The sequence below is a fragment of the Photorhabdus kayaii genome, from assembly GCF_025384895.1.
Classification (GTDB): Bacteria; Pseudomonadota; Gammaproteobacteria; order Enterobacterales; family Enterobacteriaceae; genus Photorhabdus; species Photorhabdus kayaii.
In genome coordinates this window covers 12116-27722 of the sequence record NZ_JAJAFZ010000042.1, presented here as the reverse complement: position 1 = coordinate 27722, position 15607 = coordinate 12116, and the positions used below count along the sequence as shown (strand labels likewise).

The following is a 15607-nucleotide window of genomic DNA, read 5'->3' as shown; positions in this document are numbered from 1 at the left end:
ATTATCAACATTTAACATCTTCTGCTCAGTTTCATTATCAAACCCACTATTTTTGGGCTGAAACAAATTATGCTACACTGCAACACCTTGCAGTATAAGCCGATTTCCACCATGACAACGCCTCTCGATCTTAACCTTCTGGTCTCCAACATCAAACAATGGGGTCACTCCCTTGGTTTCCAGCAAGTTGGCATTTGCGATACTGATTTATCCGTGGAAGAACCAAAACTTCAGGAATGGCTGGATAAACAGTACCACGGGGAGATGGCATGGATGAAACGCCACGGCATGATGCGTGCTCGCCCGGATGAACTTTTCCCAGGGACATTGAGAGTTATTAGTGTAAGAATGAATTACCTCCCTGCTAAAGCTTCTTTTGCCAGCACGCTAAACGACGCCGAACTCGGTTATATTAGCCGTTATGCCCTGGGAAGAGATTATCACAAACTGCTGCGCCAACGTCTTAAGAAACTCGGGGAGCAAATTCAAAATTATTGCCATGACTTTGAATATCAAGGAGTCCTTAATTTTCGGCCTTTTGTTGATTCAGCACCCATAATGGAACGCCCACTCGCCGCTAAGGCCGGATTAGGCTGGGTCGGTAAACACTCACTTATTCTTAATAGAGAAGCTGGTTCATGGTTTTTCCTCGGTGAGTTGCTGATTAACCTTCCTCTGCCTATAGATCCTCCACAAGAAGAGCAATGTGGACGCTGTGTCGCCTGCATGACAACCTGCCCAACCGGTGCAATTATCGCCCCTTATACTATTGATGCCCGCCGTTGTATTTCCTACCTCACAATTGAATTGGAAGGCATTATTCCTGAAGAATTTCGTCCACTGATGGGAAACCGTATTTACGGTTGTGATGATTGTCAGATTATTTGTCCTTGGAACCGCTTTTCCCAATTGACAGATGAAGATGATTTCAGCCCTCGTGTGACATTACATACACCAAAGTTATTGGATTTATTCAATTGGAGTGAAGAGAAGTTCCTACGGATAACGGAAGGTTCTGCAATTCGTCGCATCGGCTATTTACGCTGGTTACGCAATATTATTGTTGCTTTAGGAAACGCACCCTATCAATACGATATCATTCTGGCTCTGCAACAGAGACTAGGATTAAACACAATGCTAGACGAACATATTCATTGGGCTATTGAACAGCAAATCATTCGCCGCAAAACGAATACTGTTAGTGTACAAACACCACAACAGAAACGACTTATTAGGGCGATAACCAAGGGCTTGCCCAGAGATGCTTAATTATTAGCCATCTTTGTAACGTATAAAAAGATTCAGATAATTTTTCTGTGAATAAAATAAAAACCCCTTGTTGATCAATGCTCAAAAAAAGCGCAAGTGATCAATGTGATATTTCTTAACAAAGGATCATTCCGAAAAATTATCAATAAGTTACAAAATAAATATTCATTTTGTAACATTCAAAGTCAGAAAAATTCAAATGCAACAGCCTGTGGATAAGTCTGTGTGATAATTTTAAAGCATCGAACTTATTTGCCGGGAAACCAACTTCTGGGCTGTGGATAAAAAATAGAAATCTGTACTGCGAGGATATAACCTAAAAACCAAATCAAAGTAAGTGAATACAACCATTGAGGAAGAAACTTAGAGCGGGAAGTAAATCCTTCGAATATCATCTAATTCATTGATTCAAAAGAGATTTTACCCATACCTCATTGACGAAAGGAGTGCATTATGTACTACCTCAAAAAGTTTGGCAAGCAGAAGTTGAAAAAATATTTTGCAATTATAAGGATAATACTTTCTTCACCCCTATATACCCGTCATCTTTCAAGTTGCCTCTTTGTTGGCTGCACTCACCCACCCCGGTCACATAGTTATCTATGCTCCCGGGGATTCGCTCCCTTGCCGTCGCGATCCATCTTGAAATCCATTGGGTATATATAGCAATGGTGCGACAACTCAGACTTTCAGCGTTTGTTATACCCCACGATATTCATCCACCCCATCGCAATGCCTGGATGTCTCCGGTGCCCTAAATAGCACCACAAATGCCTTTAGCGGCCATGATGCCAAAGGTTCCTTTAGAATTAGCGGGATTCTCAACGGAGGTACTTACCCCGTTTACCCGTCCCATTACAATATGATCAAAGTTGATTATCAGTATTAAGCAATCCGACCTGAAGCCTCATGGCCTCAGGTCAACAAGCTCCCTGGAAGCAAGGGAGACAGCCGAATTCACCATGCGAAATTTTTTAGTCGCCAATGCGATAAATGCTTTAGTGGCCGGTGACGATTGACGTTCATCAAACACAGCCAACCCGACATGTCGTTTCACCTTTGGATTCAGCGCCTTCTTGATATAGTGAACATCACGAGCCGGCGGCAGAGATGACTCGGCAACAATCGACACCGCATCCCCACGTTCAACCGTAGCCAAAGTACTTAACAATTGAGACGTCCGATAGCGAATATTAGGTTGCAATCTTGCCGATAAAAAAAGCCTGGAAACCAGTTCAGCCGATCCGGCTTCTGTCAATACGAATGGTCCAACACACAGATCTTTCAACATCACCGTATCCTGCAATACCAAAGGATGATCTACCGGCAACAAAGCCACCATCTGGTCTTCAAGAATCGGATAAGTGTCGAATTGGTCTTCCGGCAGAGTCACAAATCCCACATCCACGCGCCTATCCATAAGCCATTGCACAACCTGCCTGTCTGGTCCCTCATCAATATGGACCTCAATGCCGGGGTAAAGCCTGCGATAATCGGCCAGTACCGTTGGCAACAGCCACAAGGATGAAGTCGGGCCAAACGATCCGATTCGCAGCGTACCTCGTTTCATCCCTCGTGCATCCGCTGCTTCTTGCCGCATAGTTTCAGCCAGACCAAGAATGGCCTGGGCTTTTTGTAGCAAACTTTCTCCTATATCTGTCAGTTCGACAGCGCCTTGATGCCGATGCAGTAGCTCTACGCCAAGCTCCTGTTCAAGGAGTCTGATGGCATGGGAAACCCCAGACTGAGAGATCTTGAGCTGGGCCGCAGCTAAGGTAAAGCCCTTCCGTTCAGCAACAACAGCAAAAATTTCGAGCTGGGTTAAAGTCATTATCTCCCCCTTGAGTAATCACTCATTTCCGCATGATCATACATCTGAATAAGTATATGCAATGCGGATATAAAACAATAGGCGAAGCATGCTCGCCGAGCGCTCAACCGAGTTTCCAAACCATAATTAATTAAAAAAGGGGATTTTATGAGTTACCAATGGCCTTCAGATGGCTCATCTTCCATATGGCCGGAGATAAACAGCATGTTCTTATCCCTCCGTGGATTTTCAGACGAATTTATTCCCATGAATGACACTCAGCGAACCTACAAAAAACTCCTGATGGGATTTGATGCCATCACCTCTTGCGAGATGAAAGAACTTTATAAATTCAAAATCACATTAACTCAAATGAACGAACACGACCTCTCTCTCCCTGAGCTTTGTCTTATCCATAAGGCATTCAGCGCATGGGTAAAATTTGATTACGAAAACGCGAGATCGCTTCTGACCCAACATATTCGAGCATACCCATCGGATATTATCGCGCTCTTCTTCATTCACATGCTTGATTTCTGCACTGGCAAAACAACCAACCTAAGGTCTCTTCTGCTTTATTGTGACGAACACATTCCTGGCACTCACTACCTCTATCCATATTATCTTTCCATAAAATCATTCGTCCTTTGTGAAGCTCAATGTTTTGATGATGCCTTAGCAGTTGGTTTTAAGTCTGTTAAACTAATGCCGGACAATATCTATGGCATTCATGCTGTCGCACATGCCTTGCATGAGCTAGGCCGCTGGAAAGAACTTTGCCACTTCCTGACCAATTGCAAAGAACATTGGATAACCAACGCCGGAATGGGAATGCATGTATACTGGCATCTCGCCATCGCGTATGAACGATCCGATGAGATCACGCTGGCATTGCAAGCTTTTGATGAATTATATGCGCTAAAAGACAATCCATTTGCTAAACAAGATTTGGACGCCGTAGAATTCTTGTGGCAGCTTAGGCTCAAATCTGCCGACGCTAAGTTCCAACCAATATGGGAGCGTCTTGCCGTCCTTTGGACAGGCAGCATCAGCTCATCCACCTCTTACTTCCACAAGATACATGCAGCACTTGCTTTTTCTGCAATAAATCAGTCTTTTCTTATCGAGAAGCTAATCGCGGAAAGCGATGGATTTGGCATCGAACCAGACACACATTCCACAGGGATAGACGTCCTTAAAGCGATCTTACTATTCACATCGAGACACTACGAAGAGTGTTTAAGCAAACTCCGTCTCAGCTATGAGAAATGGCCATTATTGGGAGGTAGCCGTGCTCAACGTGAAATATTAGAACAGACGATGGAATACGCCGCCTTGAAAGCCTCTTCCACCCTATAAATCGCGATATTGACAAACATGAAAAGCAACCACGCATCAACGCAGTCGGTCAACAACTACTCAACCTATATCAAGCTGTCTCTTGTGGCTATCATCTGGGGCGGAACATTTGTTGCAGGTCGATACATTTCTGTCGAGACACCTCCCTTGCTATCAGCAAGCCTCAGATTCATTCTTGCGGGCATGACGTTAATTATCTTCCTCATTTTATCAGGAAAGATGTTCGTCAAGATTAGCCTATCTCAGTTATTGAAAATCATTGGACTTGGCCTCTGCGGAATATACACCTACAACCTGTTCTTCTTTTATGGTCTACATCATACAACCGCATCCAGAGCTTCACTTATCGTGGCGCTGAATCCAGCAGTAATGGCGATTTTTTCATATCTCTTTTATAAAGAAAGGCAATCACCATTGAAAATACTGGGAATTATTCTTTGTCTGCTTGGTGCAATGATCGTGATTTTCAGCAAAACACCACAACTGACGGTGGGAGCAGAGGGTAACTGGTTGGGTGATACGTTGATCTTTGGCTGTGTTTTAAGCTGGGTTGCTTATAGCGTCTTCTGCAAGAATATTGTGAACCAAATCGGCCCGCTACATACCGTTACATACTCCATCCTGGCAGGCGCTATCATGCTGACAGCAACGGCCATTTTCACAGGGCAAATGAGTTTATCTGCAATACATACATTACCTATAACTGATCTCTACAGCTTACTTTATCTCGGTGCAGTAGGCTCAGCGGTAGCCTACATCTGGTATTACGACGGAATCCAAAGAATTGGTTCCACTCGCTCTGGCGTATTTATTGCGCTTAACCCTTTGACTGCGGTATTGCTCGGCGCAGTACTATTAGATGAGAGATTAACATTCCCAATGTTCATCGGCGGTGCTCTCGTCATCGGAGGCATCCTGATTTGCAATAGGAGATCAATCGGTAAAAAACTTATTCCACCGGAACCTAAATCTGGGATCAACCATAAAGCAAAGAATTACAGGAGATAAGCCAGAAATTTCCCCCTATCGACGCTTTGGTACAAACAAAAGCGTCGATCTTACTGAGACCTGATGGCAAACCTGATTTTTGAACTTAAAAACCATGAATGTAAGAAATTTCAATGGATATTTGCATATCAAAAATGGGAGCGGAGAAATGCAACTCACAAACCATCTCTAACAAGCAAAATAATAATAATTTTTCCTACATTACCTCATGCCAATAGACTTGCTTGTTCTACTTTTACAAAATCGGCATTTGCTTAATTTGCTCAGTCATTTTACAATCAATTTATTGACTTTTTATAGTCTATATTTAGTCTTTTTTGATGTGAGGGATTCTATGCGTTATTCAGAACAAATTAAGCCTATCAGCTACCTTAAAGCCAATGCAGCTACGGTGATGACGACACTCTCTGAGTCCCGCTCACCGATGATTATTACACAAAATGGCGAAGCAAAAGCGGTGATCCAGGATATTGCTTCTTATGAACAGATTCAGGAAACTATGGCGTTGTTAAAGATTTTGGCTTTAGGACAACAGCAGGTTAAAGCGGGAGAAATCACTCCGGTAAAGGATGTGGTTCAACGTTTAAAGAATAAAAGAAAGTTTTCCTAATGCCATATCAGGTGGTACTGACTAAAGATGCCGAGGCGGATTTAGAGGATATCTACGATTACATTGTCGAAAATGACAGTTCAGGGAAAGCCGATTATGTATTGGATCAGTTGCTGAAAACAGCAAACAACTTGGCTAACTTTCCTGAAAAAGGCAATTATCCCAAGGAGTTGCAGGAGCTAGGGATCCGCGATTTTCGCCAAACATTTTTTAAATCTTATCGGGTCATTTATCAGCTCATTGGTCAACAGGTGGTGATTTTTGTAATTGCCGATGGTCGGAGGGATATGCAAACCCTGCTTATGCGCCGGTTGCTGAGTGGTTAGATTTTCCCTGTATGTATTACGTTATCAAACAATGGATATGAAACTCACAAGTTAAATACAAAAAATTTACCAATAACCCAGACGATGTTTACAACATCATGCAACATGTTTATCACGTGAAAATAAGACTGGCAAAGGAGAAGGATATTTAGGTTATCGACATGATATAAGGAAGACTTGGAGCGGGAAACGAGACTCGAACTCGCGACCCCGACCTTGGCAAGGTCGTGCTCTACCAACTGAGCTATTCCCGCATTACTGACTGGTGATCACCTGAAATAATATACTAATCCCAGGAAATCAATTGCGAATCTAAACTTGGAGCGGGAAACGAGACTCGAACTCGCGACCCCAACCTTGGCAAGGTTGTGCTCTACCAACTGAGCTATTCCCGCGTCATTGATTGGCTAACGATAGCCAGAAATAACATACTGATTCTAAACCAAAATTTGGAGCGGGAAACGAGACTCGAACTCGCGACCCCGACCTTGGCAAGGTCGTGCTCTACCAACTGAGCTATTCCCGCATATCTTTTAGTACGCTATCTATACCTTATGAAATTCTTCATCGGTATGGGGAGCGCATTATACGAAAAATCATTGCGCCCGCAAGCCCTTCAACGCAAAAAAACAAACTTTTCGGCAAAATGACGATTTAAACATCAACATAGATTAATTAATCGTCATACTGAGCTTGCGTTATCAAGCCAGTTAAAACTTTCTGGCTTACAGTTGAATAAAATGTTCCCGATAATAGGCTAATTCAGCAACTGATTCACGGATATCATCCAGCGCCTGATGAGTATTCTGTTTCTTAAGCCCAGCAAGGATTTCCGGCTTCCAGCGACGAGCTAATTCTTTAAGTGTACTGACATCCAGATAGCGGTAATGAAAGTAAGCTTCCAATTCTGGCATATAGCGGAACAAGAAACGCCGATCCTGACTCACACTGTTACCACAAATGGGAGAAGCACCTGCCGGAACCCATTTTTCCAAAAATTCAATCGTCGCCTTCTCTGCCTCACGATCATCAATTTTACTGGCTTTAACACGTTCAACCAACCCACTGCCCGTATGGGTGCGCACATTCCATTCATCCATCAGAGCAAGTTGTTCATCAGACTGATGAACCGCAATGACCGGCCCTTCAGCCAAGATATTCAAATTTGCATCGGTGACAATTGTCGCAATTTCAATAATGCGATCCCGCTCTGGATCTAAACCCGTCATTTCTAAATCTATCCAGATAAGATTGTGCTCACTTTTTGACATGTTATATCCTAGATTGGAGAGAGAGTTATTATTAATGGTGTATCATAGCGCTTTTAAGCAATAACAGCGATAAATGTGGAACAAGTGAGGTTCGGTGGCTAAGCATAAACTATCCAAAGGCCAGCAACGGCGGGTACAGGAAAATCATCAGCGCAGGCTGAAAAAACAGGACAATAAACCTGAAATGGATGATAGTCAGTTAGGTGAACCTCAGGAAGGGCTAGTTATCAGCCGTTTCGGCCAACATGCTGATGTCGAGGCAGAAGACGGTTCTATACAACGTTGTAATATTCGCAGAACTATCCGTTCATTGGTAACGGGTGATCGGGTGGTATGGCGTCCTTCGCTGCAAACCCAAGTAGATGTTAAAGTGAATGGTATTGTTGAAGCCGTTCACGAACGGACTTCCGTACTTACGCGGCCTGACTATTATGATGGTATTAAACCTATCGCCGCCAATATTGATCAAATAGTGATTGTGTCAGCCATTCTTCCTGAACTGTCACTCAATATTATCGATCGCTACCTTGTTGCCTGTGAAACATTGGGCATTGAACCGTTGATTGTATTGAATAAAATTGATCTTTTGGACGAAGAAAGCCGTGCATGGGTCAGCGAAATCATGTCCACATACCACAACATTGGTTACAGAGTATTGAAACTATCAAGCCATACTGGCGAAGGTATGGAAGAATTAACGAAGATGCTCGCAGGTCGAATCACTATTTTTGCCGGTCAATCTGGTGTGGGTAAATCAAGTTTACTCAATACACTCTTGCCGGAAAGTGAAGCAGAAATCTTGGTCAATCAGGTTTCAGATGTTTCCGGTTTAGGTCAACACACCACAACGGCATCCCGTCTTTATCATTTTCCTCATGGCGGTGATGTCATTGATTCTCCTGGTGTTCGAGAGTTTGGCCTGTGGCATTTAACACCGGAGCAGATAACTCAGGGTTTTATTGAGTTCCGTGATTATCTGGGCAGTTGTAAATTCCGTGATTGTAAACATCGGGACGATCCAGCATGTGCGTTACGCAAGGCAGTGGAAGACAATGAAATAACTCAAGAACGTTTTGAGAATTATCACCGTATTCTCGATAGCATGGATCAAATTAAGCCACGCAAGACTTTTACAGATAACGATAGCTAACTGACATCAAATGAAAGGACGGGTACAATAACCCCCTTTTATCTAATTTTGCCAATAGAATCCAAGAGGTTGACGTGCTGGATAACATTAAAATCAGGTTGCACTATTTACTGCCTAAACAGGGAATAACTCATCTAGCAGGTTGGTTTGCCAACAAAAAAGCTGGCTGGTTAACTCAACTGGCAATCAAGGCGTTTGCCCGTGTTTATAAAGTGGATATGAATGAAGCGAAAGCGCCTGAGTTTTCAGCATACACCACATTCAATGAGTTTTTTATCCGCCCATTAAAAGATGATATTCGCCCAGTTGTCAGCAATGAACACCAATTAGCGCTACCTGCTGATGGTACTATCAGTCAGTTAGGCAATATCCGAACATACCAGCTCCTTCAAGCCAAAGGACATCACTACACACTTGAAGCTCTACTCGCCGGCAATCACCAATTGGCAGAGATATTCCGTGATGGGCAGTTTGTAACGACTTACTTATCACCTAAAGATTATCACCGTGTACATATGCCTTGCGATGGATTACTGAAAGAGATGATCTATGTCCCAGGAGATTTATTCTCTGTCAATCCATTGACTGCTGCCAACGTGCCAAATCTGTTCGCTCGTAATGAAAGAGTCATCTGTCTGTTTGAGACTCAATTTGGGCCCATGATACAGATTCTAGTTGGTGCAACTATCGTCGGCAGTATTGAAATGACTTGGTGTGGTACGGTTACACCACCACGGGAAGGTATTATCAAACGCTGGACTTACCCCGAAGCTGGTGCAACTGACGCAATTTCTTTAAAGAAAGGTGAAGAAATGGGGCGTTTCAAATTGGGTTCTACCGTCATTAACCTGTTTGCACAAAATCAGATACAGTTAGCCGGGCATTTAAGCAGTGGCTCAACAACCCGCATGGGTGAACTGTTAGCCCAAGCTATCATGCCTGACGAACCTACTGACAACATAAGCTAATCCCTTGCCAAGGAGAGCCCTTTATCGTGCGCCTGATTATCAGCTTACTGCTTAGCCTGATCATTATTAATCCGGTTCTTGCTGCGATTCCACTTGATGAGAACCAGCTCAAACAAGAACTGAAACAAATCGAATCCAGCAAAAACCCGCAGGATGCAGAAGTTACTCAGGCGTTGCAAGGCGCTCTCAATTGGATTGCCGATACTAAATCAGCTAACGACAGAACACAAAAGTATCAGACCGCCATTGATGATTTTCCTAAAATAACGAAAGAACTTCGTCAAAAATTACTTACTGAAAGTGATACTCCCCGCCCAATTCCTGCTAACCAACCCATAGCAAGCATTGAGCAACAGATCATTCAGGTCAGCAGTCGGTTACTAGAACAAGGGGGGCAATTACAGCAAGAACAGGACAAAGGACGGGAAATCAGTGACTCTCTAATACTATTACCGCAACAACAATCAGAAGCACGAAGCTTGCTAACTGAAGCATCTTCTCGCCTACAATCATTAGGAACACCCTCCACCCCATTAGGAGAGGCTCAATTTGCCTTAGCTCAAGCCGAAGTCAATGCCCACAAAGCGACAGTCAATGAACTCGAAATAGCTCAACTTTCTGCAAATAATCGACAGGAAATTTCCCGTATGCGGGTTGAACTGTTCAAAAAGCGATATCATCGACTTGATCTTGAACTGCAACAACTCCGTAGCCAACTTAATGCACAACGCCAGCAAAAAGCAGAATTAGCCCTAGAACATACCGAGATGCTGGCGGAACAAAGTGATCAGCTACCAAAATTTCTGCTTGATGAATTACAACTGAACCGGAATTTATCTCAGGAATTAAATCAACAAGCACAACGAATGAATGTCATCGGCTCAAAGCAACGCCAAGCCGCCAGTGATATTATTCAGGTCCGGCAAGCATTGAATACTATTCGTGAACAGGCACAATGGCTCGGTGGCTCTACAACACTCGGAGAAGCGCTCCAAACTCAGCTTGCCCGTTTGCCTGACATGTCTAAACCACAGCAACTTGATCGGAATATTGTCAAATTCAGGGTCGATAGGCTGAAATACGAAGACATGCTGGAGCAGCTACAAAAAGACACAAAACCCGTACAGAAAAGCAACGTTGCGTTAACTGCTGAACAAGAGAGGATTTATGATTCTCTTACCCGCACCCGCAAAGAATTACTTAATTCATTATTATCTGGTTACGACAGTGAAATCCTTGAATTGACCAAACTGAAAGTCGCTACCAGTCAGCTAAATGATGCGCTAACCGAAGTTAAAGAGGCCACACACCGTTATCTATTCTGGGTCGCGGATGTTAACCCCATTTCGCTCAATTACCCAATCAGTGTCGTGCAGGATCTGACCCGTCTATTATCGCTGGATACCTTCTCTCAGTTAAGCGGCGCTCTAATAGTCATGCTGACCACTCAGGATACGCTGCTGTATCTGCTTGGCACCCTCTTCCTGGTTATATTCAGCGTCGGTTCTCTCCGCCATTATCATGCATTCCTTGAACGCGCGAGTAACCGTATCGGCAAAGTCACCTATGATCACTTCTCCCTCACTTTACGTACCGTATTCTGGTCGGTTGTGGTCGCGTTACCTTTGCCCATGCTCTGGTCCGCCATTGGCTATGGCCTGCAAAGCGCTTGGCAGTATCCTATGGCGACAGCTATTGGTTATGGTGTCAGTGCTACGACGCCCGTATTATGGATCTTCATACTAAGTGCCACTTTCGCCCATCCCAATGGGTTATTCATTGCCCATTTTCGTTGGCCGGAAGAACGTGTTAAACGGGCCTTACGATTCTACCAACTATCTATCTTTGCCATTGTACCGTTGGTCATGGCATTGATAACGTTTGAACATTACAGTGATCGAGAATTTTCTTCCACACTCGGTAGGCTCTGCTTCCTCGTCCTATGCGTCTCCTTAAGCCTGATCACTAACAGCTTGAAACGGGCAAAAGTCCCGCTCTATCTGGATAAAAATGGCTACGGCGAAAATGTTATCAATATTGCTCTCTGGTGGATTTTACTCTCTGCGCCGATAGTCGCAGCACTAGCTTCCATACTCGGGTATTTCAGCACATCACAAGCATTGCTAGGGCGTTTAGAAACTTCCGTTGCTATCTGGTTCTTCCTACTGGTTATTTACCATATTATCCGTCGTTGGATGCTGATTCAGCGACGCCGGATCGCCTTTGACCGGGCAAAACAGCGACGGGCAGAAATTCTGGCCCAACGCGCCAAAGGAGAAGACGACTCAACAGGTTCAAGCAGTATCGAAGGCGCCATTGAAGTTGAGGAACCCATTATTGATCTGGATGCAATCAGCGCTCAGTCACTGGGATTAATCCGTTCAATTCTGACTCTGCTTGCCTTGGTTTCACTCATTTGGCTCTGGTCTGAACTGCATTCCGCTTTCTCATTTCTAGAAAATATCCGACTGTGGGATGTCACCACCACCATAAACAATGTAGAAACTGTTCAACCCATCACCGTAGGTTCTGTCTTGATTGCTATCTTGGTGATTATTATCACCACTCAACTGGTGCGTAACCTGCCCGCGCTGCTTGAGTTGGCCTTACTACAGCATTTGGAACTCACGCCAGGTACCGGCTTCGCCATCACCACACTCACCAAATACACCATTACTTTGATTGGGGGTTTAGTGGGTTTCTCCCTGATTGGTATTGAATGGTCAAAATTGCAATGGCTTGTCGCGGCGTTAGGGGTTGGATTAGGTTTTGGCTTACAGGAAATCTTCGCCAACATCGTTTCCGGCCTGATGATATTGTTTGAAAAACCCATTCGTATCGGAGATACCGTGACTATCCGCAACCTGACCGGGAGCATCACCAAGATCAATACACGCGCGACAACCCTGTCAGACTGGGACAGAAAAGAGATCATTGTTCCTAACAAAGCCTTTATTACCGAGCAGTTTATTAACTGGTCATTATCTGACACCATCACTCGTGTTGTACTGACAATCCCTGCGCCGGCAGAAGCTAGCTGTGAAGAGGTCACCCAAATCCTGTTAACTGCGGCTAAACGCTGCACGCTTATCCTTGATAACCCGGCACCTGAAGCCTATCTGGTTGATCTTCAACATGGTATTCAGATATTTGAATTACGTATTTATGCCGCTGAAATGGGGCACCGCATGCCGGTTCGTCACGAAGTCCATCAGCTTATTTTGCAAGGATTCCGCGAACACGGCATTACTCTGCCATTCCCGCCATTTCAAGCGAGTATTGATGTGATTGGTCGGGATATTCGCAGTGCGACAACAACTAGATCAGGCCGTAATCCACCACGTCAACCGGGTAGTTTGTAAAAAGATAATGAAGCACTGAACATCCGTACTTGAATCAACTCACCCTATTTCAGGCAAAATATGGCCTTTTACCGCCATTCTATGCTTGAAATAGGCTTTGCGAAGCAATTAATGTCGCGCCACAAGAGGTTTTCATTCCCTCCAGCGCATACATTTGCCCATGAGAGCTGACTATTTTAGGCGTCCCTTCCACAATGGTTTGATTGCCACCACATTTTGGACAGGATACAGCATCCCCAACCCGAGCCGCTTTCTTCCCTAACACATCAACGCCTTCATCACCTGCTAACACCTTGCCACCATGCGAAGTCGAATCACCGACCAAAATAATAGAACGTGACATCTTTCCCTCCATTAACTAATGATTAAATATTAATTTCAGCTGCTAACCTCTGGCTATCATGGCGCCACAACTTGATTAAAGAAAATTTATCTATACCCGTTATCTTTCAAGTTGCCTCTTTGTTGGCTGCACTCACTCACCCCGGTCACATAGTTATCTATGCTCCCGGGGATTCGCTCCCTTGCCGTCGCGATCCATCTTGAAATCCATTGGGTATAAATAAAACTCATTGAAATAAATTACATAATTATGTTAATCGAACACCTAAAAAATTTACATCATTAACTGTTTGAAACAAAAAATTGCACCTATTTAAATTATCAACCTTGATATCCATCAGCTCAAAATATAAATTTACATTAATATTTGATCGGAAAAAAGACAAAGGTAGATATGAAAAATTTTGAAGACTTCTATCGGGAAGCACTTTCACAAATAAAGCATGATCTGAGTAACGCAGCGCAAGAGCATCCACACCTTGCTCCATTTACCTCCGAATCTGGCGACCCGGATGTTCTCCGATTATTGGAAGGTTTTGCGCTTACAACTGCCGGTATTAAGCAGAAAATTGATGATGGTTTCCCGGAAATCATTAACCCTCTTCTACGAAAAGTATGGCCGATACCTTTACATCCGATCCCTTCAACCAGCATTGTCCAGCTAGATATTCAACCGGGCAGCATGACTGAAACCACAAGCATTGCCAAAGGCAGTGAAATTTCCGCCATACAGCAGAATCAATCCATTACATTCAGAACCACTCAAGATATCAATATTGAGCCCATCACTTTGGTCCATAAAACGCTGACACACAGCGGAGACAAGAGCCTGATATCACTGACCTTTCAATATCATGGGCAAACTACCCATTGGAAGACAGGGCAAGTCACGCTTTTTCTCGGAGAAGATCAAAAACTGGCGTCTTTACTGACCAAATACGTGGATCAATCGCTGAACAACACTTATCTGAAAACATCCCTAAAAGAGACGGAGATGTGGCTGGCTATTGAGATCACACCACGCCTGAAAGAAAATTTGGTCCTGCCGAGACCCCATGACTATTTCTGGCCGTTGCAGGTGTTATACGAATACCTCTATCTGCCACATGTTAATGACTTTATGTCATTTGATTTATCGGAAGAAATCGCTGAGCTCCCTTTGGGAGAAGATAAGCAATTTACCATTATTCTAGAATTTGACCGTAACATTCCCATCGAGGACATTACACCCGCATTTATTCCCCATTGCGTACCCGTTATTAACCTGGCTCCGGCAAGAACAAAACCGATAACATTTGAAAAGGGCAAATCGCGTTATGTATTAGCAGCGAATGAAATCTTTAGTATTGATAACATTAAACTCCAATCCGATCCTGATGGAACATCTGAAGGATCTGCTCACAGCGTTCCTCTTATCAATAGCGAGCAACTGGCCGCCTGCCATTTTGCCGAACCCGGTGACAACATATTACTTTTTAACCATATACGGGAAGAATCGCCATTTGGTGGCAATCAAATTAATCTCACGTTTTATGATCATCAGGCAAAACCCGTAACAGAACACTACTATCGCGAATTTTACTGCCAATATCACAGATATCATACGCAAGCACGGACATTGGGCATCGGGCAAATCTGTATACCCAGCGAGCAGATACCCAGCCATATTCAGGCCAGGAATATCGTGGCGGCGTCAAAAGATCTTCCTGCCGTCGTAAACAGTCATCAGCACTGGCCGATACTCTCTTTGTTGTCGATTGGGCCATTTTTTCTCAGTCATATTGAATCAGTCAGATCTCTGGTCAAACAACTTGATACCTTCGCGCATCTGGACGCCCCGCGTAGCCGGCATATTCAGCGCATGGCCGATGGTCTCAGCGCTATCTACCTTGAGCCATACTACCATTTTGACAAGGGCATTCCTGTGAGAGGCCAAGCCATCACACTGCGCATGACACCAGAAAATTATGAACATGAAGGAGAAATGTACGTTTTTGCCAAAACACTACACACCGCTTTCTCCCTCTGTTTTGTTGAAACCAGCTTTCACAGATTAACCGTTATCAATAACGATACCAATGAATACTGGGAATTTTACAATATGCCTGGGCATCAGAAGATCATGTAATTGA

Annotated in this window: 13 protein-coding genes and 3 tRNA genes; 9 read left to right on the top strand and 7 right to left on the bottom strand. The window is 43.9% G+C overall.

All coding sequences use genetic code 11. The features are described from left to right. Nucleotides 1–111 precede the first annotated feature (111 nt). The gene (gene queG / locus LGZ98_RS15275) at nt 112–1269 is read left to right on the top strand and encodes a tRNA epoxyqueuosine(34) reductase QueG (protein ID WP_262978247.1); all 1158 of its coding nucleotides are present in this window, start codon (nt 112–114) and stop codon (nt 1267–1269) included. 907 nt (nt 1270–2176) lie between these two features. Here queG and LGZ98_RS15270 read toward each other — a convergent pair. After that, the gene (locus LGZ98_RS15270; protein WP_113041670.1) at nt 2177–3100 is read right to left on the bottom strand and encodes a LysR family transcriptional regulator; all 924 of its coding nucleotides are present in this window, start codon (nt 3098–3100) and stop codon (nt 2177–2179) included. Between the two features lie 147 nt (nt 3101–3247). Between LGZ98_RS15270 and LGZ98_RS15265 the strand changes: the two genes are divergently transcribed. The 4 genes from LGZ98_RS15265 to LGZ98_RS15250 all read left to right on the top strand — a co-directional run bounded on the left by LGZ98_RS15265 (nt 3248) and on the right by LGZ98_RS15250 (nt 6382). Then, nucleotides 3248–4438, top strand: coding sequence for a tetratricopeptide repeat protein (locus LGZ98_RS15265; protein ID WP_113041671.1), 1191 nt, complete (start codon nt 3248–3250; stop codon nt 4436–4438). Between the two features lie 18 nt (nt 4439–4456). Next, nucleotides 4457–5446 carry a DMT family transporter gene (locus tag LGZ98_RS15260; RefSeq protein ID WP_113041672.1) on the top strand — a complete coding sequence of 330 codons (990 nt, stop codon included), beginning with the start codon at nt 4457–4459 and terminating at the stop codon, nt 5444–5446. Between the two features lie 334 nt (nt 5447–5780). After that, nucleotides 5781–6056 carry a type II toxin-antitoxin system Phd/YefM family antitoxin gene (locus LGZ98_RS15255; protein ID WP_049585369.1) on the top strand — a complete coding sequence of 92 codons (276 nt, stop codon included), beginning with the start codon at nt 5781–5783 and terminating at the stop codon, nt 6054–6056. Further along, the gene (locus LGZ98_RS15250) at nt 6056–6382 is read left to right on the top strand and encodes a type II toxin-antitoxin system RelE/ParE family toxin (RefSeq protein WP_113041673.1); all 327 of its coding nucleotides are present in this window, start codon (nt 6056–6058) and stop codon (nt 6380–6382) included. The genes LGZ98_RS15255 and LGZ98_RS15250 overlap by 1 nt, the downstream gene beginning before the upstream one ends. A 178-nt stretch (nt 6383–6560) precedes the next feature. Here LGZ98_RS15250 and LGZ98_RS15245 read toward each other — a convergent pair. The 4 genes from LGZ98_RS15245 to orn all read right to left on the bottom strand — a co-directional run bounded on the left by LGZ98_RS15245 (nt 6561) and on the right by orn (nt 7653). Next, a tRNA-Gly gene (locus LGZ98_RS15245) sits at nt 6561–6636 on the bottom strand. Between the two features lie 65 nt (nt 6637–6701). Continuing rightward, nucleotides 6702–6777, bottom strand: a tRNA-Gly gene (locus LGZ98_RS15240). 55 nt (nt 6778–6832) lie between these two features. Beyond that, nucleotides 6833–6908, bottom strand: a tRNA-Gly gene (locus tag LGZ98_RS15235). A gap of 199 nt (nt 6909–7107) precedes the next feature. Continuing rightward, the gene (orn, locus tag LGZ98_RS15230) at nt 7108–7653 is read right to left on the bottom strand and encodes an oligoribonuclease (protein ID WP_113041674.1); all 546 of its coding nucleotides are present in this window, start codon (nt 7651–7653) and stop codon (nt 7108–7110) included. Between the two features lie 94 nt (nt 7654–7747). Between orn and rsgA the strand changes: the two genes are divergently transcribed. The 3 genes from rsgA (at nt 7748) to mscM (ending at nt 13133) form a co-directional block, all read left to right on the top strand. After that, nucleotides 7748–8803 (top strand): small ribosomal subunit biogenesis GTPase RsgA, encoded by a 1056-nt coding sequence (gene rsgA / locus LGZ98_RS15225; protein ID WP_113041675.1) that lies wholly within the window; start codon nt 7748–7750, stop codon nt 8801–8803. Nucleotides 8804–8877: 74 nt separating this feature from the next. After that, the gene (asd, locus tag LGZ98_RS15220; protein WP_113041676.1) at nt 8878–9771 is read left to right on the top strand and encodes an archaetidylserine decarboxylase; all 894 of its coding nucleotides are present in this window, start codon (nt 8878–8880) and stop codon (nt 9769–9771) included. A gap of 26 nt (nt 9772–9797) precedes the next feature. Then, nucleotides 9798–13133: a miniconductance mechanosensitive channel MscM gene (gene mscM, locus LGZ98_RS15215; RefSeq protein ID WP_113041677.1), complete on the top strand. Its 3336-nt coding sequence runs from the start codon at nt 9798–9800 to the stop codon at nt 13131–13133. Between the two features lie 79 nt (nt 13134–13212). On the opposite strand, the gene LGZ98_RS15210 is transcribed toward mscM, so the two are convergent. Both LGZ98_RS15210 and LGZ98_RS15205 read right to left on the bottom strand, forming a co-directional pair. Next, on the bottom strand, nt 13213–13476 hold the full coding sequence (locus tag LGZ98_RS15210; RefSeq protein WP_113041678.1) for a PAAR domain-containing protein: 264 nt from the start codon (nt 13474–13476) through the stop codon (nt 13213–13215). A gap of 86 nt (nt 13477–13562) precedes the next feature. Continuing rightward, complete coding sequence (locus tag LGZ98_RS15205; protein ID WP_158536514.1) at nt 13563–13706, bottom strand: hypothetical protein; 144 nt, start codon at nt 13704–13706, stop codon at nt 13563–13565. A gap of 163 nt (nt 13707–13869) precedes the next feature. Between LGZ98_RS15205 and LGZ98_RS15200 the strand changes: the two genes are divergently transcribed. Beyond that, nucleotides 13870–15603: a type VI secretion system baseplate subunit TssF gene (locus LGZ98_RS15200; RefSeq protein ID WP_262978245.1), complete on the top strand. Its 1734-nt coding sequence runs from the start codon at nt 13870–13872 to the stop codon at nt 15601–15603. Nucleotides 15604–15607 lie beyond the last annotated feature (4 nt).

Coding starts and splice junctions, on each gene's coding strand:
- LGZ98_RS15205 (WP_158536514.1), bottom strand. CDS start 13,706: ATGAGTTTTATTTATACCCAATGGATTTCAAGATGGATCGCGACGGCA.
- LGZ98_RS15265 (WP_113041671.1), top strand. CDS start 3,248: ATGAGTTACCAATGGCCTTCAGATGGCTCATCTTCCATATGGCCGGAG.
- LGZ98_RS15200 (WP_262978245.1), top strand. CDS start 13,870: ATGAAAAATTTTGAAGACTTCTATCGGGAAGCACTTTCACAAATAAAG.
- LGZ98_RS15270 (WP_113041670.1), bottom strand. CDS start 3,100: ATGACTTTAACCCAGCTCGAAATTTTTGCTGTTGTTGCTGAACGGAAG.
- LGZ98_RS15210 (WP_113041678.1), bottom strand. CDS start 13,476: ATGTCACGTTCTATTATTTTGGTCGGTGATTCGACTTCGCATGGTGGC.
- LGZ98_RS15255 (WP_049585369.1), top strand. CDS start 5,781: ATGCGTTATTCAGAACAAATTAAGCCTATCAGCTACCTTAAAGCCAAT.
- LGZ98_RS15250 (WP_113041673.1), top strand. CDS start 6,056: ATGCCATATCAGGTGGTACTGACTAAAGATGCCGAGGCGGATTTAGAG.
- queG (WP_262978247.1), top strand. CDS start 112: ATGACAACGCCTCTCGATCTTAACCTTCTGGTCTCCAACATCAAACAA.
- orn (WP_113041674.1), bottom strand. CDS start 7,653: ATGTCAAAAAGTGAGCACAATCTTATCTGGATAGATTTAGAAATGACG.
- LGZ98_RS15260 (WP_113041672.1), top strand. CDS start 4,457: ATGAAAAGCAACCACGCATCAACGCAGTCGGTCAACAACTACTCAACC.